This window comes from Winogradskyella ouciana (assembly GCF_965284585.1).
GTDB lineage: Bacteria > Bacteroidota > Bacteroidia > Flavobacteriales > Flavobacteriaceae > Winogradskyella > Winogradskyella ouciana.
In genome coordinates this window covers 681178-704418 of record NZ_OZ260095.1, presented here as the reverse complement: position 1 = coordinate 704418, position 23241 = coordinate 681178, and the positions used below count along the sequence as shown (strand labels likewise).

General features: G+C 34.9%; 17 protein-coding genes. 15 read left to right on the top strand and 2 right to left on the bottom strand.

Features of this window, described 5'->3' with window-relative positions; genetic code table 11:
• The first annotated feature begins 1 nt into the window (after position 1).
• From ACQ65V_RS03185 to ACQ65V_RS03170, 4 genes are all read left to right on the top strand, one after another.
• Positions 2-1684: an alpha-amylase family glycosyl hydrolase gene (locus ACQ65V_RS03185; protein WP_430466851.1), complete on the top strand. Its 1683-nt coding sequence runs from the start codon at positions 2-4 to the stop codon at positions 1682-1684.
• A gap of 4 nt (positions 1685-1688) precedes the next feature.
• Positions 1689-3809, top strand: coding sequence for a glycoside hydrolase family 97 protein (locus tag ACQ65V_RS03180; RefSeq protein ID WP_430466850.1), 2121 nt, complete (start codon positions 1689-1691; stop codon positions 3807-3809).
• A gap of 13 nt (positions 3810-3822) precedes the next feature.
• Positions 3823-4287 carry a hypothetical protein gene (locus ACQ65V_RS03175; RefSeq protein ID WP_430466849.1) on the top strand — a complete coding sequence of 155 codons (465 nt, stop codon included), beginning with the start codon at positions 3823-3825 and terminating at the stop codon, positions 4285-4287.
• A gap of 104 nt (positions 4288-4391) precedes the next feature.
• Complete coding sequence (locus ACQ65V_RS03170) at positions 4392-6767, top strand: GAF domain-containing protein (RefSeq protein WP_430468612.1); 2376 nt, start codon at positions 4392-4394, stop codon at positions 6765-6767.
• On the opposite strand, the gene ACQ65V_RS03165 is transcribed toward ACQ65V_RS03170, so the two are convergent.
• Positions 6757-8037 (bottom strand): Pycsar system effector family protein, encoded by a 1281-nt coding sequence (locus ACQ65V_RS03165; protein WP_430466848.1) that lies wholly within the window; start codon positions 8035-8037, stop codon positions 6757-6759. The genes ACQ65V_RS03170 and ACQ65V_RS03165 overlap by 11 nt on opposite strands.
• Positions 8038-8211: 174 nt before the next feature.
• Here ACQ65V_RS03165 and ACQ65V_RS03160 point away from each other — a divergent pair, with 174 nt between their 5' ends.
• The 7 genes from ACQ65V_RS03160 (at position 8212) to ACQ65V_RS03130 (ending at position 18492) form a co-directional block, all read left to right on the top strand.
• On the top strand, positions 8212-9774 hold the full coding sequence (locus ACQ65V_RS03160) for a protein adenylyltransferase SelO (RefSeq protein WP_430466847.1): 1563 nt from the start codon (positions 8212-8214) through the stop codon (positions 9772-9774).
• Between the two features lie 24 nt (positions 9775-9798).
• Positions 9799-10080 (top strand): DUF427 domain-containing protein, encoded by a 282-nt coding sequence (locus ACQ65V_RS03155; RefSeq protein WP_155088226.1) that lies wholly within the window; start codon positions 9799-9801, stop codon positions 10078-10080.
• A 1-nt stretch (position 10081) separates the two neighbouring features.
• A complete protein-coding gene (locus ACQ65V_RS03150) occupies positions 10082-11305 on the top strand; it encodes a bifunctional alpha/beta hydrolase/OsmC family protein (RefSeq protein WP_430466846.1) in 1224 nt (407 codons plus the stop codon).
• The gene (gene egtB / locus ACQ65V_RS03145) at positions 11305-12471 is read left to right on the top strand and encodes an ergothioneine biosynthesis protein EgtB (protein ID WP_430466845.1); all 1167 of its coding nucleotides are present in this window, start codon (positions 11305-11307) and stop codon (positions 12469-12471) included. The genes ACQ65V_RS03150 and egtB overlap by 1 nt, the downstream gene beginning before the upstream one ends.
• Positions 12472-13416, top strand: a complete 945-nt coding sequence (locus ACQ65V_RS03140) for an L-histidine N(alpha)-methyltransferase (protein WP_430466844.1) — start codon at positions 12472-12474, stop codon at positions 13414-13416. It abuts the gene before it with no gap.
• Positions 13417-13488: 72 nt separating this feature from the next.
• Positions 13489-17196 (top strand): metallophosphoesterase, encoded by a 3708-nt coding sequence (locus ACQ65V_RS03135; protein WP_430466843.1) that lies wholly within the window; start codon positions 13489-13491, stop codon positions 17194-17196.
• A 6-nt stretch (positions 17197-17202) separates the two neighbouring features.
• Positions 17203-18492, top strand: a complete 1290-nt coding sequence (locus ACQ65V_RS03130) for a DUF2254 domain-containing protein (protein WP_430466842.1) — start codon at positions 17203-17205, stop codon at positions 18490-18492.
• Here the strand turns inward: ACQ65V_RS03130 and ACQ65V_RS03125 are convergent, their stop codons facing one another.
• Positions 18493-19296: a hypothetical protein gene (locus tag ACQ65V_RS03125; protein WP_430466841.1), complete on the bottom strand. Its 804-nt coding sequence runs from the start codon at positions 19294-19296 to the stop codon at positions 18493-18495.
• Between the two features lie 34 nt (positions 19297-19330).
• Between ACQ65V_RS03125 and ACQ65V_RS03120 the strand changes: the two genes are divergently transcribed.
• The 4 genes from ACQ65V_RS03120 to ACQ65V_RS03105 are packed head-to-tail and all read left to right on the top strand — an operon-like array spanning position 19331 to position 23174.
• Positions 19331-20548, top strand: coding sequence for an NAD(P)/FAD-dependent oxidoreductase (locus ACQ65V_RS03120; protein ID WP_430466840.1), 1218 nt, complete (start codon positions 19331-19333; stop codon positions 20546-20548).
• Complete coding sequence (locus ACQ65V_RS03115) at positions 20545-21078, top strand: DUF1697 domain-containing protein (protein WP_430466839.1); 534 nt, start codon at positions 20545-20547, stop codon at positions 21076-21078. Before ACQ65V_RS03120 ends, ACQ65V_RS03115 begins: the two co-directional genes overlap by 4 nt.
• 5 nt (positions 21079-21083) lie before the next feature.
• The gene (locus ACQ65V_RS03110; RefSeq protein ID WP_430466838.1) at positions 21084-22208 is read left to right on the top strand and encodes a diphosphomevalonate/mevalonate 3,5-bisphosphate decarboxylase family protein; all 1125 of its coding nucleotides are present in this window, start codon (positions 21084-21086) and stop codon (positions 22206-22208) included.
• Between the two features lie 36 nt (positions 22209-22244).
• A complete protein-coding gene (locus tag ACQ65V_RS03105) occupies positions 22245-23174 on the top strand; it encodes a mevalonate kinase family protein (protein WP_430466837.1) in 930 nt (309 codons plus the stop codon).
• The last annotated feature ends 67 nt before the right edge of the window (positions 23175-23241 follow it).

Here is a 23241-nt window from a genome sequence, read left to right as displayed (position 1 = left end):
TATGAAGAAAACAATTTGGGTTTTACTAATCGCACTAACGTTTCTTAATTGTAAAAATAATACGGATTCGGATGTCGCTATAACACTGGAAAAAGAAAGCTTACAGCAAGATTCACCATTTGTATGGGAAGGTGCCAATCTTTATTTTTTGCTAACCGACCGTTTTAATAATGGAGACACATCCAATGATGTCAACTTTGGTAGAACTAAAGAAACAGGTAAACTTCGTGGCTTCGAAGGTGGAGACATTAAAGGTATAACCCAAAAAGTAAAAGAAGGTTATTTCACAGATTTAGGAATCAATGCTATTTGGATGACACCAATCGTAGAGCAAATTCACGGAGGTACAGATGAAGGCACAGGAGTGACCTACGGTTTTCATGGCTATTGGGCAAAAGACTGGACTAAAATAGACCCTAACTATGGTACTAAGGAAGATTTACAAGAGTTAGTAAAAGAGGCGCATGCCAAAGGCATTCGTATTGTTTTAGATGCCGTGATAAATCACACAGGACCAGTAACGGAAAAAGATCCAGTTTGGCCAGATGAGTGGGTAAGGACTGACCCACAATGCAAATATGATAATTATGAAAATACAGTGACCTGTACATTGGTCGCCAATTTACCAGATATAAAAACCGAAAGTAACGAGGATGTAGAGTTACCACCTCAATTGGTGGAAAAATGGAAGGCAGAAGGACGTTATGAGCAAGAAATAAAAGAACTCGACGCTTTTTTTGAGCGTACAGGACATCCCAGAGCACCACGTTTTTACATCATGAAATGGCTAACGGATTACATCACAGAATTCGGTGTTGATGGGTATAGAGTAGATACCGTAAAACATACCGAAGAACACGTGTGGCAAGAGTTCAGAAAAGAGTGTGACTATGCCTTTAATGAGTATAAAAAGAATAATCCAGATAAGGTGTTGGATGACAATAACTTCTATTTGGTTGGGGAAGTTTATAACTATGGTATCAGTGGAGGTCAAATGTTTGATTTTGGTGATAAAAAAGTAAATTATTTTGAACCTGAAAGCTTTCATAGTCTTATCAATTTTGAATTCAAATGGAATTCAAAAGAAATGGATTATGAATCACTTTTTAAACGCTATTCAGAGGTGTTGAATAACGATTTAAAAGACTATGGAACTATGAACTATCTAAGTTCACATGATGACGGAAGTCCTTTTGATGCCTCAAGACAAAAACCTTTTGAAACTGCTAATAAATTATTGTTATCACCAGGCACTTCGCAAGTCTATTATGGAGACGAGTCGGCAAGATCATTAATTGTGGAAGGCACAGTAGGAGATGCAACATTGCGTTCATTTATGAATTGGGATTCTATAGCAAATCAACCAAGAACGAAAGAAGTCTTGACACATTGGCAAAAATTAGGGCAGTTTAGAGCAAATCACCCTGCAGTAGGTGCTGGTATACATCAAATGATAACAGAAACTCCGTATGTATTTTATAGAAGTTTGTCCACAGACCATTTTAACGATCTTGTTGTAATTGGTATGGATCTCAAAAAAGGACAAAAAGTATTAGATGTCTCTAAGGTGTTTGAAGAAGGAGATAAACTGCATGATGCGTATTCAGGTCAAGATATTAAAGTGACTGATGGCAAAGCTGTTGTTAGTTCAGAATATAATATGGTATTGCTAGAGAAAAAGTAAAATTATGAAATGTAAATTTCTTGTTGTTTTAATTATAATACTCTCATTTTCTTGTAAGAATGACAGTATGATTCTAGATGTGGAATCACCACAATCTAATCTTAAGGTAAGTTTTAATCTAAATGCTGAAGGAGAGCCTTTCTATCAGGTGATGTTCAACAATAAAACGGTTGTAGATACTTCGTATTTGGGTTTCGAATTTACAAATGCTGAAGCTTTAAAAGATGATTTAAAAATTATAACTACAGCCACAAATTCCTTCAACGAAACCTGGCAAATGCCTTGGGGAGAACAAGTCGATGTGGTTAATCATTATAATGAATTAAAAGTAGAACTACAGGAAACTTCAGAACCAAAACGAAAATTAAACATCGTTTTTAGAGTTTACGATGATGGCATTGGTTTTAGATACGAATTCCCAGAGCAAGAAGGATGGACAGAAGCATTAATTAAAGATGAGCATACAGAATTCAACCTCACAAAAGACTACAATACCTTTTGGATTCCTGGTGATTGGGATATCTATGAGCACTTGTACAGCACTACAAAGTTATCAGAAATCGATGCTTTGAAATATGTAGGTCATGTGAATTTGGCACAAACCTATATTCCAGAAAATGCTGTAAATACACCAGTAACCATGGTTGGTGATGATAATACGCACTTAAGTTTTCATGAAGCGGCATTAGTAGATTATTCTGGAATGACTTTAAAGGTCGATACTGAAAATCTTAACCTAAAGAGTAATCTAGTAGGTTCTGAAAATACAGATTATAAGGTAAAAAGAAGTTTGCCATTTCATACACCTTGGCGAACCCTTCAAATTACAGATAATGCACCAGATTTAATTGAGTCTAAACTCATCGTCAATTTAAATGAACCCAACAAACTAGGTGATGTCTCATGGTTTAAGCCCATGAAATATACTGGTGTTTGGTGGGAAATGCACTTGGGAAAATCTTCATGGGATTATGGAATGACTCAAGATATGAATACATGGACAGACCCTGGGAAATCCAATGGCACGCATGGAGCAACAACAGAAAATGTAAAACGTTTTATTGATTTTTCAGCAAAAAACAATATTGGAGGTGTTTTGGTCGAAGGCTGGAATACAGGTTGGGAACATTGGATTGGCTTTGAGGACAGAGAAGGTGTATTCGATTTTGTAACACCATATCCAGATTATGATATTGATGAAGTAACTCGTTATGCCAAGGAAAAAGGTGTAGAAATTATAATGCATCATGAAACTTCAGCAGCTACTGAAACCTATGAAAAACAGCAAGACACAGCTTACGCCTTAATGCAGAAATATGGTATGCATGCCGTTAAATCGGGTTATGTAGGTAAGATTCTACCAAAAGGCGAATACCATCACGGACAGTATATGGTTTATCATTACAACAACGCAGCCATAAAAGCCGCTAAATACGAAGTTGCCGTTAATGCACACGAACCGATTAAAGCCACAGGACTGCGAAGAACCTATCCTAATATAATTTCGAGAGAAGGTTTGCGAGGTCAGGAGTTTAACGCTTGGGCAGAAGATGGTGGCAATCCACCAGAGCATTTGCCAATAGTGGCCTTTACCAGAATGTTGTCTGGCCCAATAGATTTTACGCCTGGTATATTCAATATAAAATTTGATGAGTTCAAAAAAGATAATCAGGTCAATACTACAATTGCCCAGCAACTAGCTTTATATGTAGTTATTTATAGCCCTGTGCAAATGGCAGCAGATTTAGTGGAACATTACGAAGCTAACCCAGAACCTTTGCAGTTTATCAGAGATGTTGGTGTGGATTGGGAGGAAACTAAAGTGCTGAACGGTAAAGTTGGAGATTATGTGACTATTGCAAGAAAAGAACGTCAAACAGGTAACTGGTTTGTTGGAGGTATAACTGATGAAAATTCAATAACTCATGAGTTGACTTTCGATTTTCTGGATGAAGACCAAACGTACGACGCTACAATCTATAAAGATGGCAAAGAAGCCCACTGGAACGATAACCCATTGGATATAGAAATAGAAAAAATGGAACTTACAAAAGGTAATAAGCTATCAATTAAACTCGAAGAAGGAGGTGGCTTTGCTATAAGTTTGAAAAAGAAAAACAACTAATTTTTTAATCCCTATGAAAAATATAGTAACCCTTTTATGTTTAATCTTTACGTTTTGTTTGAATGCTCAAGTAGATGGTGTTGGGATCAACACACAAGACCCAAAGAGCACACTAGACATTAATGGAAACTTATCTTTAAAAGTTGTTGGTTATAATGGCGGACCTAGTAATTCAGCTACTCCAATTGATGACGGTATTTATTTAAATTTAACTCCTACATCTGGAAACATTGAGTTTATTCTACCTGATGCTACAACTGTACCTGGCAGAATATATATTGCTAGAAACATATCTGATACTGAAAACGCGCAGATATATAGTTTTGGCGGGCAGTTTTTTTCTGGCGATAGTAGAGTTGCCACAGCGGCTCCAGTTATTATGACTCCAGATGCTGCAGGAGATGGTGGTGACATAACAAAAACCTTGATTTTTGTAAGTGATGGGTCTAATTGGACCTACGGTCAACTAGGATTCTAGTGCCATTTAACATTTCTTATTGTAACAAACTGATTGTAAGGTAGTCTTAAACTAAACGACTATTTTAAATATTTGTAACTTTGCTTACTTTATACAACTACAGTTTGGACATTAATGACAACATAGAATCACCTTTTGTTTTAAAGGTTAGTTTCAATAAATTATTAAATCAGTACGAAGAATTAATTAAGACTGATAACGATTTTATTGCTTCTAATGCACGTCGTGTACTCAAAATAGCAGAAGAAAACCCAATACTAAGAGAAGGATTTAGTGATTTCTCGGTATTTGTAGATTTAGAAAAGGAAATAGAGGGAATTCTACAAGACACTTTCAGTCCTATACTTACAAAAAACGAAATAAAAACGGCATCGGTACCGTTTCACAATTTTACGTTTAATGCTTCAGAACGTTTTAAATCTATCTTAAAAACGGCAGGTGAAGATTTTGAATTAGAGATGAAAAACATGCCAGAGGATCAAACCTATATAATTGCATGTACCATCATTCTAAACTTTTGCTATGGTTATAACCTTAATTTTAAACGTCCGTTTTTTTATGAGATTCCAGATGCAAATGGTATAAAACGTTATTATAAAATACTGTATAATGCAGACTTTACTGAGATTATTCCTAATGAGGATGCTCCTAAAATAACAGACAAAGATTATGAGGAACTGTTAGATAACTTTGAAAATATAGAGCTGTGGAAAGAAAAATTTCCACCAAACAGTTATACGTTTAAAGGCTTTGTGATTTCAAATATTTTTGATGTTACTGATGATCAATCCATTTCAAACATTAAATCTTCTTTAATAGGTGAAGATAAACGGAAGGATGAAAGTTTTATGAAGGGCTTCTATGAAATTTTCCGTTCACTATTTGGCTTAAAGAATTTAGAAGTGGGTTTTTCCATTTATAATGAAGTAGAAAACACTTTTGAGCGCGTATATGGTGTAGGGATGAATAGTTTTTTATTAAATGAGTCTGAAAGTAAGCCTTGTTCTGATGCTTTATGCGATTGGTCCTATAATAGACTAATGAAAGAAAACGCATTTTTTTCGGTATCAGATGTGGATCGCATCTTTAAACAATCCAAAGGTAAGGCACCACATGTTAAGGAATTGCATAACCAAGGATTTAAGAGTGCTATTTTTGCTCCTATTGCAAATGACGATGGTCTTATGGGAATTTTAGAAATAGTATCTAAAACACCAAAGACTTTAAATAGTATAAATGCCAATAAGTTGGTAGATGTTATGCCATTTATTGTATCTGCAGTAGAACGTTCTAAAAATGCGGAAGCAAACTTAATAGAGGCAATCATACAAAAGGAATGTACATCGATTCACTCTAGCGTGCACTGGAAATTCGTTCAAGAGGCCAGACACTATATTAAAACTGAGTTTAATACAGGCGAGTCTCCAACCTTTAGAAAAATTGCCTTTGAGAATGTCTATCCATTATTTGGACAAATTGATGTTAAGGGCTCATCCAACGCTAGAAATGAAGCGACACAAAAGGACTTGTCACTACAGCTTAACTTGGCAGATAAGATTTTAGAGAAAAGTTTAGAAGAGCAAAGTTTGCCTATTTATGAGCAGATAAAATTTCAAATAACTGAGTTCCTTTCACAATTAAAAGAGAATTTTAAGGTGGATAGTGAGCATGCTATTTCTGTATTCTTAACTACTGAAGTAAAACCTATTTTTAAACTAATAGCTCAAACACAAAAAGCACTAAGACCAGATATTGAGGATTACTTTAGTAAAATAGATGAAGATTTAGGAGTTATCTATTTTTACAGAAAACATTACGATGATACGGTAAAACTAATTAACACCAATATGTCATCTTTGATTGATGAGAAACAAATTGAAGCTCAGAAAATGTATCCACATTTTTTTGAGCGCTTTAAGACAGATGGTGTTGAGCATAATATGTATATAGGTGAATCCATTACAAAGCAAGATAGCTTTAACATGATTTACCTCTACAACTTAAGATTATGGCAATTGCAGGTAATGTGCGAAATGGAAAATGAATATTACCAAAACCAACACGAGTACCCAATTGGTTTAGATGTAGCTTCTATGATATTGGTATTTAACCAACCTTTGTCTATACGTTTTAGAATGGACGAAAAACGTTTTGATGTAGATGGTACGTACAATGCGCGTTACGAAGTGGTTAAAAAACGTGTTGATAAAGCATTTATAAAAGGTACCGAGGAACGAATCACAAAAAAAGGCAAACTCACTATTGTTTACTCACAAAAAGAAGATGAAGAAGAGTATGTTAGATATATAAGGTTCCTTCAATCCAAGAACGTTTTAGATAAAGATTTAGAAATCTTAGAACTTGAAGATTTACAGGGTGTAACAGGCCTAAAGGCATTGCGCACCAGTATTCTTTACCATAATGAAAATGATAAGAACTTCTACACTTATGATGATTTAATGGAAACGATTAAATCCTAAAATTTGCAGTCTTGTTTTCACTAATACCTTCAAATATCATTGAGGTATTGGTATTGGTTTCAGGCAAAACATCCTTTAAATCAACACCTGGATTTTTCTTAACAGCTATACCAAATGCAATAAGAGAAATAATAATCCCTGTCATAAAGACGGTATAGGTAATTCGTAACAATCTATATTTACGTTCTAATACTACACCTAAAAAATAGAGATCTTTTGTAAGTGCTTTATAAATGTAATCTTTGTCCTCTAACATTTCTTTAATGGCCCATTCGTAATCGTCCATGCTCATTTTGTGGAAATTCCCAAAAAAACTTAAATTCACTTTTTGATTTTTTACGTCTTCCTTTGTGAATTCACCACTCGTTACATTTGGACGTGTTGCTATTATAGATAAAACCATAGATGTTACACAGAATAGAGTGAATATTACTGTTGGCCAGGTTAAATAAGGATTTGTATCTAACTTAGAGATGAGGTTGGCAAGTACAACAGAAATAATAATGGCATTAACCGATAATAAAATATTGGCTTTTGTATCTGCAATATCACTTAATTTAATATGGTTTCGTAATGCTACTCTATAAAACGTCTGAACACCTCTAGATGGGCTTTCGTTTTTGTACTGCGCTTTGTATTTAGCCTTAATCTCTTCTTTCTTATACTTGCGCTTTTGTTTCTTTTTCGCCTTCATTAACTTAGAAAGATTTTTCGCTTTTCTAGGATCCCATTCCTTCAAAGCATAATCTGTGTAATATTGATGGCTTTTTGCAAGTACTCTAATGTTTTCATTACGCCATTCTGTTGGCGAGTAGTGCTTAACACCTCTCATTTCCAATTCCTTACGCAGGAATTCGCTTGCTTCTTCAAAATATTTTTTACCAAAGTGAGAGGCATCAGCATCTCTAATAATTTTGCCTAACTTGGTCTTTGGTGGCTCTTTAAATTTTGTTTCCATGATGCACTCATTAACACCATCGATGAGGTCTTGGTCTGCATTTTGTTCTTTAAGAAACTTGGTGGCAATTTCAACACTTTTTTCTTCATGCTCATCTGCACTCTTAGTGTATCCTGTATCATGTAATAAAGCAGCTATTTCAAGAATTTCAGTCTCTTTGTCAGATACTTCAGTGTTTTCAATGATTTCCCGGGTACTCCTTAAAACGCGTTCAGTATGCGTATAGTTATGGTATAAGAAAGAGTTTGGCAGCTCTTGTTTTAAAAGATTAAATACAAATTCTTGAGTCTTTTCTACTAAGGATTTTGCCATGCTAAATGAGTTTATTTGAACAATGTGAATTTACAAAAAAATAAACGAGTTAATATTTAAAATTATTAAATGAGTTACAATCTAAATCTATTTTTATAGTAATTAAGGTTGTTAAATGATTAAATTAGTTACTTAAATAAATCAAAGCTTAGAAATTTAAGCAAACACCATATTGTGCAGCTGAAAATTAAAGACTCATTTAATAAGGAATTACCGTCAGATTCAAACCTTGAGAATACAAGACGGCAAGTATTTAATGCGGCACATTCTTATGTTATACCAAAGGTCCCGTCTAACCCAAAATTAGTTCATGCCTCAGAAGAAATAGCGTCTAATTTAGGCATAGGTGTTGAGGGTTTAAAATCAAAAGAGTTTTTAGAAGTGTTTTCCGGAGCAAAAGTTTACCCAAAAACTAAACCTTATGCTATGGCTTACGCTGGACATCAGTTTGGGAATTGGGCTGGGCAATTAGGAGACGGTAGAGCCATAAATTTATTTGAGATAGTTCATAACGAAAAACGGTGGGCTTTACAGCTCAAAGGAGCTGGTGAAACTCCCTACTCTAGACAAGGCGATGGGTTGGCAGTGCTGAGGTCATCAATAAGAGAATATCTGTGCAGCGAAGCGATGCACCATCTAGGTGTACCAACAACCAGAGCATTGAGTCTAATGTTATCAGGCGATGATGTGTTGAGAGATATGCTCTATGATGGTAATGCTGAGTACGAAAAAGGAGCTATTGTATGTCGCGTAGCACCGACATTTATCCGTTTTGGCAATTTTGAGTTATTTGCCTCAAGACAAGACACTAAAAACCTAAAAATACTGGCAGACTATACCATCAAATACTTTTATCCTGAACTGGGAAAACCTTCAAAAGAAACTTATATAAAGTTTTTTGGAGCGGTTGCCGACAGAACTTTAGACATGATTATCCATTGGCAACGTGTAGGTTTTGTTCATGGAGTGATGAACACCGATAACATGTCAATTTTGGGATTGACCATAGATTATGGCCCTTATGGTTGGTTAGAGGGTTTTGATTTTGGTTGGACGCCAAATACTACCGATAGCCAGAACAAGCGTTATCGCTTCGGTAACCAGCCTAATATTGCACTTTGGAATTTGTTGCAACTAGCCAATGCACTTTATCCTTTGGTAGAAGAAGCCTCTCCTTTCGAAGAGATTTTAAATCAATACAAAACAAATTTTGAAAGTAGATCATTGGATATGATGCGATCTAAATTAGGCTTGCAAAAAAAAGACGACAATGATCTAAAATTGATTAACAATTTAGAGGATTGTTTATTAAGTTCTGAAACTGATATGACCATCTTCTTTAGGCTACTATCCGATTATAAAAAAGGAAAAGTTGAAAATGCATTAGGCACTATTGAAAAAGCATTTTATAAACCCGAACAGATTAAGGGTGATATATTAAAACAATGGAAAGGATGGTTTAAAGCTTACGACCAAAGATTACAAATGGAAGAGGTTGATGACGACGGAAGAAAAGAGAAGATGAACTTAGTGAACCCAAAATATGTGTTGCGAAATTATATGGCGCAATTGGCAATAGACAAGGCAGATAATGGAGACTACAGTTTAATTGACGATTTGTTTCAACTATTAAAACAGCCTTATGCAGAGCAACCCGAAAATGAAAATTGGTTTGCAAAACGTCCTGATTGGGCAAGGCATAAGGTAGGCTGTTCTATGTTATCCTGTAGCTCATAAATACTAATTGATAAAAAAATAATTATGAAAGCAATCTGGAACAATAAAGTAATAGCAGAAAGTAATGATACCGTTGTAGTGGAAGACAATCACTATTTTCCGCATAACAGCATTAAAGAAGATTTTTTTACACCTAGCGATTCCAAATCGGTATGTCCTTGGAAAGGTACGGCATCCTACTACAATATTAATGTTGATGGTAAAGAGAATATTGATGGAGCATGGTTTTATCCAGATCCCTCAGATGAAGCCAAACACATTCAGAACAGGGTGGCCTTTTGGAAGGGCGTAGAAGTAACCGAATAGTATGAAAAGCACAAAGCTAAAAATAAAAAACAGTAAGGGTTTAACGCTGAATGCCTATATGGAGTTGCCAGCAAATCAAAAGCCTAATTACTACGCCATTTTTGCCCATTGCTTTACTTGTAGCAGTAATCTAAATGCTGTTAAGCATGTGAGCAGATCACTTACACAAGATGGTTTTGCCGTTATACGATTCGATTTTACAGGATTGGGTCGTAGTGAAGGAGAGTTTGCAGATAGTCATTTCTCGGCAAATGTTCAGGATTTACTCGATGTTCATAGTTACATATCAGAGCATTATGAAGCTCCAGGTTTATTGGTTGGTCATTCCTTGGGTGGAGCTGCGGTACTGGTTGCAGCATCAAAACTAAAAGCGGTAAAAGCGGTCGCAACTGTTGGTGCACCTGCCACAGTTGACCATGTAAAGCGTTTATTTTCGCATCAAATTGAAGACATTGAAAACAAAGGAAATGTTGAAGTTGATATTGGAGGAAGACCATTTGTAATCAATAAAGACTTTGTAGAGGAGTTTGACAAAACAGATCTACCAGCAATTGTAAAGAATTTAAGAAAGCCACTATTAATAATGCATTCGCCATTAGATAAAATAGTTGGTATAGATAATGCCAAAGAATTGTACGTCAATGCACATCATCCCAAAAGCTTTATAACCTTGGATGACGCTGATCACCTTCTGAGTGAAGAAAAAGATAGTCAGTATGTAGGAGAAATTATTGGTACATGGGCAAGTCGTTATTTTCCTCAGGTCGAAAACAAAATGCTAGATACTGAGGGAGAGCAATTGGTTGGGCATTTAAACATTGTTGAAGATAATTTCACTACCTCAATTCAAACTAAAAACCACACGTTTATTGCAGATGAACCTGCTGGTATTGGAGGTAGCGATTTTGGACCATCACCTTATGAATATCTTAATGCAGCATTGGCCGCTTGTACAGCCATGACTTTAAAAATGTATGCAGAAAGAAAGAATTGGGATCTCAGGGAGGTCTTTGTTTATCTTTCTCATTCCAGAAAGCATAGTGACGATTTAATGGTTAAGGTTGATAAACCAAAATATATGGACCATATTAATAAAAAGCTAAAATTTGTGGGCAATTTAGACGATACTCAAAAAGAACGATTAAAAGAAATAGCTTCGAGATGCCCTGTGCATAAAACCATAGCAAGCGAAGTTGTTTTCGAAACTCAAATAATAGAAGAATAGTGCAGATAGAATTAGAAAAACCGATTACTAAAACTCGATTTTTAGAAATAAGACATAGAACGGAAGAAATTTGTAAGTCTTTAAAACCCGAAGACGTTTCACTACAACCTGTAGAATTTGTCTCGCCACCCAAATGGCACCTGGCACATACCACATGGTTTTTTGAGCAGTTTGTGCTTTCAGAATATAAAAAAAATTATGAGGTATTTCACGAGAAATTCGCCTATTACTTCAACAGTTATTACAACAATGTTGGAGATAAGGTTTTAAGAACCAATCGTGGGTTAATGACACGTCCTACTTTAGGGCAAGCCCTAGATTACAGAACTTATGTCAATGAACAGATGTCGGAATTTTTGAGTGCTGATATATCAACGGAAATTGAGAATGTTGTTGAAATAGGATTGCAGCACGAACAACAGCATCAAGAGCTTTTGTTTTATGATATAAAATACATTTTCGGACACCAACCATCATTTCCAACACTTGATTATAATATTACTTTGAAGCCCGAAAATCAATCACAGGAATTTATAAAAATTGATGAAGGACTCTATGATATTGGGCACAAGGGAGAGGATTTTTGTTGGGACAATGAATTGGGAAGACATAAAGTTTATCTGAATGATTTTGAAATTTCAAATCGATTGGTAACCAATTCAGAATATATGGAATTTATCGAGGCTGGAGGTTATAAAGATTTTAACCTATGGCACGCAGAAGGTTGGGATTGGGTTCAGAATCACAATATTGAAGCTCCAATGTATTGGCATAAGGTCAACGGTAAATGGATGCATTATACGCTTCAAGGTTTTAAAGCTATTGAAGACGAATTGCCTGTCAATCATATTACGTTTTATGAAGCATTCGCCTATGCGCAATGGAAACAGATGCGCCTACCCACGGAATATGAATGGGAAGTATCTTCAGAACATTTTAAACATGGGCAGTTGTGGGAATGGACTAATAGTGCCTATCTTCCATACCCGAATTATGCCAAAGCAGATGGTGCGTTGGGTGAATACAACGGTAAATTTATGGTCAACCAAATGGTGTTAAGAGGAGGTTCTGTAGCGACTTCGCCACAGCACTGCAGACCAACTTATAGAAACTTTTTTCATCCCGAATTGCGTTGGCAGTTTTCGGGAATAAGACTAGCAAAATAAATGACAAATTCTTTCGCAAAGGACGTGCTCGCTGGCCTAACAGCCAAAAGCAAGTACCTATCCTCAAAATATTTTTATGACGATAATGGCAGTCGCATATTTCAAGAAATAATGAATATGCCAGAATATTATCTTACGGATGCCGAGTTTGAAATTCTCTCTATGCAATCCAAACAGATAATAGATGCTCTAGAGTTTTCAACTCCTTTCAATATAATTGAGCTGGGAGCGGGAGATGGCTTTAAGACATTTAAACTTCTCGAGTATCTGGTAAATAATGATGTGAATTTTAATTATGTGCCGATTGATATTTCCCAAGAGGCCATGGATATACTGTCAGAGCGATTGAAAAAGCGTTTGCCAGGTATAAATATTAAGCCTAAGGTTGGTGATTATTTTGAGATACTTAGCGCAAATAAGGATAGTGATTATCCCAGTTTACTACTATTTTTAGGTGGTAATATTGGTAATTATTTAGAGGATAAAGCTAATGAACTTATTAAGCTTTTTAATGATAACATGAAAGTGAGAGATAAGCTTCTTATTGGGTTTGACTTAAAAAAGAATCCAATAACTATTCATAATGCATACTATGATAAGCATGGCATAACCAAACGATTTAATCTCAACTTGCTGTTAAGAATCAATAGAGAATTAAATGCCGATTTTAAAATTGATGATTTCGACTTTTATTGCCATTATAACCCAATTACCGGTGAGGTTAAAAGTTACATTGTTAGTTTAACGAAACAAAGGGTGAATATAAAAGCCCTTAATACATATGTAGAATTTGATTATAATGAGTTGATTTGGACAGAGCTTTCCAAAAAATATGCTCTTGACGAAATTTGTAACTTAGCAGAAACAAACAACTTTAAACTAAAATCTAACTTTTTGGATTGCAAGCATTATTTTGCAGATAGCCTTTGGGAGAAACTCCCTTAAGGATTAATATCTATAGCACTTGCGTTAAAACTTAAGTTATAGTCTTATTATTTTTACGGTTTAAATTTACTCATGAAGAACATTAAAAAAATAATTACCTTAATAGCTTTATCTTTCTTATGTAATGCCTGTGCAACTTATGAAGCAAAATATAGAGACGAGGCACTCAAACAAAACAAATCTCCAGAAAAAGAAATTGAAAAACGGTTTTACTTAATAGGTGACGCGGGTAAGTCACCCATGAATGGTATGTCTTATGGGTTGACAGCTTTCGACAAACATATAAAAGGGAAAAATACAACTCAGGATTATGTATTGTTTCTTGGAGATAATATTTATCCATCAGGTTTGCCAAAAGAAGGCCAAAAAGGTTATGAGAATGCCATAAATGCGCTCGAGGGTCAATTAATGTCACTAGAAAATTTTAATGGAAATGTCATATTTCTTCCAGGTAATCACGATTGGTATTCAGATGGCCTAAACGGCCTCAAAAGGCAAGAAAAATATATTGAAGATGCTCTAGGAAAGAACACGTTTTTGCCTGAAAATGGCTGCCCACTAGAAAGCATAGATATCAGTGAAACGGTTCAGTTAATAATCATTGATTCTCAATGGTATTTAGAAAATTGGAACAAGAATCCAACCATAAATGACGAATGTGAAATTAAAACACGTGAGCGGTTTTTCTTGGAAATAGAAGGTGAGCTAAAAAAAGCACAAAATAAAACAACGGTGTTTGCTATGCATCACCCAATGTTTACCAACGGTGTGCACGGTGGTTATTATGCTGCAAAAAAACATTTATACCCTACCCAAAACAAAATACCAATGCCAATATTGGCTTCGTTTTTAACGCAGGTTAGAACACAAGGTGGTGTCTCTATTCAAGATAGATATAATGAAAGGTATAATGATTTAATGAAACGTCTTGAGACTATGACTTACGATGCAGATAACGTTGTATTCGTTTCAGGGCACGAGCATACACTACAATATATAGAAAAGGATAGTATACGACAAATCGTTTCTGGATCTGGTGCGAAATACTCTGGTGCTGCTCTAGGAAAAAATGGGGTATTTAGCTATGGAGGTCAAGGATTTGCAGAACTTATAATATATAAAGATGGGAGTTCTTGGGTGAAAATCTATAGTGCGGAAAATGGTGAACCTAAAGTACTTTTTGAAAAGGAAGTGTTCGCTCCCAGAAAATATTATGATGTCTCTCATTTACCGGAAAGTTTTCCGAACGAAAAGGAAGTTTCAATATATACCCAAGAAGAAACAGATAAAACAGGTTTTTTTGAATCGGTTTGGGGCGATCACTACCGAGATGTTTACAGTATAAAAATAAAAGCTGAAGTCGCCACTTTAGATACATTATATGGAGGCTTGGAAGTGGTTAGAAAAGGAGGAGGTCATCAAACAAGATCTTTACGATTAAAAACCAAAGACGGCAAAGAATTGAATATGAGAGCGTTACGTAAGAGCGCTACACAATATCTGCAAACCGTATTGTTTAAGGATACTTATATTCAAGATGAATTTGAAAGAACCGCAATTGAAGGGCTGATTTTAGATTTCTATACAGCAGCTCATCCATATGCTTTTACCGTTGTGCCAGAGTTGTCTGACGCTGCAGAAGTATATCATACTAATCCAAAACTATACTATATACCAAAACATAAACATCTCGGTGATTATAACGAAGAGTATGGAGGTGAGCTTTACATGATTGAAGAGCGTCCGGAAGAAAATTACACCGATGAGCGCAATTTTGGATACGCAGATGACATTGAGAGCACTCACGACATAATTGAGAAGATTAGAGAAGATGAAGAGCATAAAATAGATGAAAATGCCTTTGTTAGGGCACGTTTGTTCGATATGCTTATTGGCGATTGGGATCGACACCAAGATCAGTGGAGATGGGCACAATTTGATATGGAAAATGGCGACAAATATTATAGACCAATTCCAAGAGATAGGGATCAAGTGTTTTCAAATTTTGATGGAGCATTATTGGGAATTATGCGAATAATTTCGGGTTCTACCAAGCAACTGCAAGTATATGATGATAAGCTAGAAGACATTGAGTGGATGAATAATGCAGGTATTAAATTAGACCGTACACTGATTCAAAATGCAGAAAAAGAAACATGGCTAAAGCAGGCGAAATTTCTGCAGGATAATGTAACTGATGAGGTCATAGAGAAAGCGTTTGAAAATGTACCTGAAGAAGTGCGCGACAAAACCTTAGAAGAAATAAAGCAACATTTAAAAGGGCGACGTGCTAACCTTCAGGATATTGCCACACGCTATTACAATTATTTAAATGAACTTGTCATTTTAACAGGAACCGATAAGGATGATTACATTGAAGTTATTAGAGAAGGAAACAAGAAAACTAGAGTCGTAATCACCAGAATAAAAGATGGAAAGAAAGCAGACTCAATTGTAGATAGAGTGTTCAATCGAGATATAACCAAAGAGATTTGGATATATGGATTAGACGATAAAGACGTGTTTGAAGTCACAGGCAAGGGAGATAACCCAATTTTTATCAGACTGATTGGCGGACAAGAAAATGATACTTACATCATAAAATCCGGAAGGCGTATTAAGGTCTATGACCACGAAAGTAAACCCAATACCATCAAAGAAAGTAGAAAAAGTACCATAAGATTAACCGATGTATATAATCTTAATCTCTTTGATTTTCAGAAAAATATTGTAAAAAATAGTGTGATAACTCCAGCTGTTGGATATAATCCAGATGATGGTATTTCCGTAGGAGTATCCTATGCATCTACGCTTAATGGATTTCAGAGAAATCCATTTTCAAGACAGCACAGATTTAAGGGAGGTTACTTTTTTGCAACAAGCGGGTTTTCTTTAAAGTATGACGGTGAATTTGCAAATATTATGAATGACTGGAATCTTCATATTGGAGGTCGGTTTACCTCAGATAATTTCACCAATAACTTCTTTGGTTATGGTAATGAAACCGTAAATAATGATGATGAGCTAGATTTCGATTATAATCGAGTTAGGACTAGTATTTATATGGCAAAGGCAGGTATTATAAGAAAAGGTAATTTTGGTAGTGATTACGGGTTTAGAGTTATATTTGAAGGTATAGAACTAGACGATACTGCAGATAGGTTCATAACGGATTTTGCGCCATCATCTAACGAAGAGTTTTACGAGCGACGATACTTTGGTGCTGTTGAAGCGCAATATAACTATGCGAGTTACGATAATCAGATAAACCCAACTAGGGGAATGACATTTATGCTTCAGGGCGGTGCTAAAACAGAGCTTAAGCAAGCAAAGAACATTTTTGGCTATATCAATGCAGATATTGGATTTTACAATGCTTTATCCCGAAACAGAAAATTGGTTTTAAAGACAAATTTAAGAAGCCAATTTAGAATTGGTAAGGATTATCAGTTTTACCAAGCCGCAAATATTGGAGGAAGCAATGGATTAAGAGGCTACAGGACCGAGCGTTTTACAGGGTCGCGCTCTTTGGTGACCAGTGGTGATTTAAGGTATAGTTTCAATTCATTCAAAACCAATATTTTACCATTACAGATAGGAATTTTTACGGGTTTTGATGTGGGAAGAGTGTGGCTACGAAATGACTTTTCTGATAAGTGGCATAGCGACTATGGTGGTGGCTTTTGGGTGACTGCAGCCGAGTCACTTTCAGGTACATTTAATTTATTTAATAGTACCGAAGGGTTCCGCTTTTCATTTGGTTTTGGTCTTAATTTCTAATAGTAAATGAAAAACTTTTTAAACTATACCATTAAATATTTTTACAAATTAGAAAGTAAAATTGCCTTTTATCCGACAGTTTTAAGTCTCATAGGTACCATTTTTGCTTTTGTAATGATATATGCAGAGAGCTTAGGAGTTTCAGATTACTTAATAGAAGAAGCTCCCTTATTGGTTGTAAATGACACTGAAACTGCCAGAAATCTTCTTACAACTTTTGTAGCTGGTTTAATTTCAATCATGGTCTTCAGTTTTTCTATGGTTATGATCTTATTGAGTCAGGCATCAAGTAATTTTTCGCCACGTGTGTTGCCAGGCTTAATTTCTAACAGAAGACATCAAGTAATACTTGGGATTTACAATTCCTCTTTACTCTATTGTATTTTTACTTTAGTAAGTATTGAGCCAGATGGAGATAAATACCAACTGCCAGGCTTTAGTGTTCTGCTTGCCATTTTTTTTATGACCTTTTGTTTAGGTGCGTTTATCTATTTTATTCATTCTATTTCACAAGAAATACAGATAAACAATATTATGAGCAGAATTTTTTCTGTAGCAAAAAAACGACTCAAAGAGCTGGTTAATAACCAAACGGATGAAAAAAACAAGTTTCCGTCTACGGACAATTGGACAACGTTGAATTCAAAAAAATCGGGTTACTTCCAAGATATTTCACTTTCGGCTATGGCTAATCTTGCAGATGAAGTAGAAATGCAATTAGAGGTGGTGCCAGTAAAAGGCACTTATGTTTTTAAGAACACTCCTGTGCTAAAAATGAGCAAAGAGGTTGATGAAGACACTATAGAAAAAGTATTTTCTTCTTTTCATTATTCTAAAAGTGAACGTATAGAAGATAATTATCTGTTGGCTTTTAAGCAACTGACTGAAATTGCTGTAAAAGCCATGTCTCCTGGTATTAACGATCCTGGTACTGCCATAAATGCTATTGATTATTTAACGGAACTGTTTTTGTTACGGTTGCAAAAACAAGATCAGAGCATATATAGAGATAAAAATAATAATCCTGTAATTTTAATAAATACTGTGAGTTTTAAGCAATTGCTTTTTAATGTTATGACAGCATTAAGAACGTATTGTAAGCATGATATTATTATTGTGCAAAAGCTCATGCAAATGTTGGCTTCGATGTTAGATAATAATGAAAAAGCCAGTAAGGATTACGTAAAAACCATACGTCAGGAAATAGAAAATCTATATGAAGATGCCAAAAAAAGTATTCAGAATACAGCGGATTTAAAACTTCTAAAAACGACCTATAATACGATATTGGGATAATTATTTTAGGTTAAAACTGTAAATATTACCACCTTCATAGTCGTTGCGTTCGTCGGTTAAAATGACAATAGTATCATTGACAAAACAAACCCCTTCTTTTTGTGTGTTATGTTGAAATGGAAGTTTATTAATAGCTCCAGAAAAGAAATCATCACCTTCAAAGCCAGATAATGCCCATAGTTTGTCATGATTTAATAGTAGAACTTTTTCATCATTTAAACTTATATCTGCTGAAGTTATTTTATTGTGTTTCCCTTTTAAATTATAATCTGATCTTACAATAGCTTTATGTCTTCCTGTTTTATTTGGAACTTTTAAAACAATAAATTTTTTAGTCTCTTTACTGAAGATGTAGAAATAATTATTGAATAGAAAAAAGGCTTCAAAATCTTTTGATTTTACATCTTTAGGTAATATGAATTCAATAATTTTTGCATCTGCTCTAGAAGCATTTAAATCCTCTTTTTTTACTTTTAGAATTCTAAATAATTTTCGCTTTTTATTGTTGTTTCCAAAATCGCCTATGTAAATATTCCCTTCACTATCAGAGGTTAAATCTTCCCAATCTGTATTTTCAGCATTTAGAATCGTAATATCCCTAATGATTTTACCTTTTCTGCTTAAGCCATACAAATGGTTATCGTTACCTGCATCTTCTATAACCCAAATAAGGTCAGAATTTATAAGAGATTCTGCTGCCGAAACTTCATCTAAACTATTATTGATGGAGCCTTCAATAGTTAACAAGTCAGAGTGCTGACAAGAGCTAACAATAAGTAATAGAAATATTAGTCTTTTGACCATTATCATTGTAATTTTATGACTTCAATATATAGCATTGAATACATACAAAGATATTATAATTATTGGTGGAGGAGCAGCGGGATTCTTCGCGGCAATCAACATTGCAGAGCAACATCCAGAGAAATCAGTTGCTATTTTAGAACGTGGTAAAGAAGGCCTTCAAAAAGTGAAAATTTCAGGTGGTGGACGTTGTAATGTGACACATGCTGAATTTATCCCTTCGGATTTGGTTAGCAATTATCCTAGAGGTGAAAAAGAACTGCTAGGGCCATTTCACACCTTTATGACTGGAGATACTATAGCCTGGTTTGAAGAGCGTGGCGTAGAACTGAAGATTGAAGACGATGGAAGGATGTTCCCTGTTTCTAATTCTTCACAAACCATTATCGATTGCTTTTTACACCAAGCCAAAAAACATAATGTTGAGGTGTTGTATAATCATTCTGTAAAATCTATTGATGCAAGAGAAAATGATTTTTTACTAGATACTTCCCAAGGTGTCTTTGAGTGTGATAAACTTATCATTGCCACAGGAAGCAATCCAAAAATCTGGAAGCTGTTAGAAAATTTAGGTCATGCTATAGTACAACCAGTACCATCGCTGTTCACTTTTGATTTAAAGGATAAACGCATAAAAGATATTCCTGGCGTTGTCGCAAAAGATGTTGAGGTAAAAGTTTTGGGAACTGATTTAGTTTCTGAAGGACCATTATTGATCACACATGTTGGTATTAGTGCGCCAGCTATTTTAAAGCTGTCAGCATTTGGTGCTATAGAACTGGCAAAACTCAATTATGATTTTAAAATTGAAGTCAATTTTATTAAACAAGATTATGAATGGTGTTTGAGTTCACTTAAAGATTCAAAACAAGAATATGCAAAAAAATTAGTGGTTAATACCACACATTTTGACTTGCCAAAACGTCTTTGGAAGCAATTGGTTTTAGCTTCAAACATAAATGAAACCGAACGCTGGGCGGATATTAATAAATCACAATTAGAGGCCTTGACGTTGCAATTAACAGCAGCTAAATTTCATGTTACAGGGAAGAGCACTTTTAAAGAAGAATTCGTTACGGCTGGAGGCGTTGATTTAAAAGAAATCAACTTTAAAACTTTTGAAAGCAAACGAATTCCAAATCTCTATTTAGCGGGAGAAGTGATTAATGTCGATGCGGTTACAGGTGGTTTCAACTTTCAGAATGCTTGGACAGGAGCTTATATTGTGTCACAATCCATCGCTAAATCATGAATACATACATTGCACTCTTAAGAGGTATTAATGTTGGTGGCCATAAAAAAGTACCAATGGCTAAACTGAGAGCGTTATTGGTCGAATCTGGTCTGGAAAATGTAAAAACTTATATCCAAACAGGGAATATTATTTTTCAATCTTCAAGTAAGAACACTAAAACGTTAGAAGAAAAAATAAAGCAATCAATTTTAGAGCATTTTGGTTTTGATGTTTCCGTGTTGGTAAGAACCAGAGCGCAGTTAAGCAAAATTTTTAACGATTGTCCTTTTCCGGAAGAGAAAAAAGAAAACAGCTATTTTGCAATACTATCTAATGTTCCAAAGGAAGACTTGGTCCAAGAGGCATACAAGAAAACCTATGAAAATGAAGAGTACGAAATTCTTAACGATGCCCTGTATTTCTACTGTGCCAATGGTTATGGTAAGGCAAAATTCAATCTTAATTTTTTTGAACGTAAATTAATGGTGAGTGCTACTGCTAGAAATTATAAAACGATGGTAAAACTCTTATCTTTGTCACAGAATTAACCGAAATGACAGAACAAGATTTTATCCTCAAATCATATAATAGCCATATCAAAAGTGGCACTGTAAAATGGTCTTCACCAAGCAATATTGCCTTGGTAAAATATTGGGGAAAAAAGGAAAATCAAATTCCAGAAAACCCTTCTATAAGCTTTACACTTTCAAATTGTAAAACCATCACAGAAGTCACTTATACTAAAAAGGAAGGTGATGATTTTAGTTTTGATGTCTATTTTGAAGGTGAAAAAAATGAAGCCTTTAAACCAAAGATTCAAACATTTTTTGAGCGTATTGAAACCTATATACCTTTTTTAAGAGATTATCATTTTAAAATTGAAACCTCTAATACATTTCCACACAGTTCTGGTATTGCGTCTTCAGCTTCAGGTATGAGCGCTTTGGCCTTATGCTTAATGAGTATCGAAGAAAAATTAAAGGATGATGTCATTCATAGCTGTCATCCTGAGCCTGTCGAAGGAGATAGCGAAGAATCTCAAAATTACTTTAACAAAAAAGCATCTTTTTTAGCCAGGCTAGGTTCTGGAAGCGCATGCCGAAGTATAGAAGGCGAACTCGTAGTTTGGGGAGAAAATGAAAGTACCGAAAGTTCAGACTTATTCGGAATTAAATTTGATGGTGAAGTCCATTCAAACTTTAAAAACTTTCAGGATACAATTCTCTTAGTAGATAAAGGTGAAAAACAGGTGAGTAGTACCGTTGGACACAAATTAATGTTTGGTCACCCCTTTGCAAAAGAACGTTTTGCCCAAGCCCATAGAAATCTTGCTGACTTAAAAGAAGTTTTTGCTTCAGGTGATTTAAAGGCTTTCGTCAAAATTGTTGAGAGTGAAGCCTTAACGCTACATGCGATGATGATGACAAGCATGCCGTATTTTATATTAATGAAGCCAAATACGCTCGAAATCATCAATAAAATCTGGAAATTCAGAGAAGAAACCAATTCTAATATTTGCTTTACTTTAGATGCAGGGGCTAATGTTCATGTGCTTTATCCTTTAGATGAAAAGGAAACCGTACTCGATTTTATAAAGAAAGAATTGGCTAAATTTTGTCAAAATGAACATTATATTTGCGACCATACTGGCTTGGGAGCAAACCAAATAGAAGATTAATACGTATATTTGTTAAAGGAAATTGCTAATACCAATATGAAAGGACCACTTTTTTATTCAAAAATTTTACTCTTTGGAGAGTATGGCATCATTAAAGACTCTAAAGGTCTGTCTATTCCTTACAATTTTTATAACGGAGCATTAAAGGTGGATGAGAATCCCTCTATAGAGGCGATTAAATCTAATGAAAGCTTAAAACGATTCGTTGAATATTTAAAGGGATTGGACAAAGACCTGGTTGATTTTGATTTTGAAACATTACAAGAAGATGTCAACGCTGGCATGTACTTCGATTCTTCTATTCCGCAAGGTTATGGAGTAGGGAGTAGTGGTGCTTTAGTGGCTGCGATTTACGATAAATACGCGTCAGATAAGATTACGGTTTTAGAGAATCTTACGCGTGAAAAGCTTTTAAAGTTGAAAGCTATATTTGCTGATATGGAATCGTTCTTTCATGGTAAATCATCTGGTTTAGACCCATTGAATAGCTATTTAAGTCTTCCTATTTTAATAAATTCTAAAGACAATATTGAAGCAACTGGCATTCCGTCTCAAAAAGCAGAAGGCAAAGGAGCCGTATTTTTATTAGATAGTGGCTCTGTTGGTGAAACAGCACCTATGGTCAGCATTTTTATGGAAAACATGAAGAATGAAGGCTTTAGAAGTATGCTAAAAGATCAATTTATAAAACATACGGATGCTTGTGTGGATGATTTTCTTAAAGGTGATATAAAATCACTTTTTAAAAACACTAAGCAACTGTCTAAAGTGGTATTGAACAACTTCAAGCCAATGATACCAAAACAGTTCCATGAACTTTGGAAAAAAGGTATCGAAACTAATGATTATTACCTTAAACTTTGCGGTTCTGGTGGTGGAGGCTACATCTTAGGCTTTACAGAGAATATTGATAAGGCCAGAGAAGCTTTAAAAGGACAGAAATTAGAGGTGGTTTACAACTTTTAATTCAAAAAATATTACATTTAAACCTCATAGGTTCTTGAAACTTATGAGGTTTTTTTAATTTAGACCT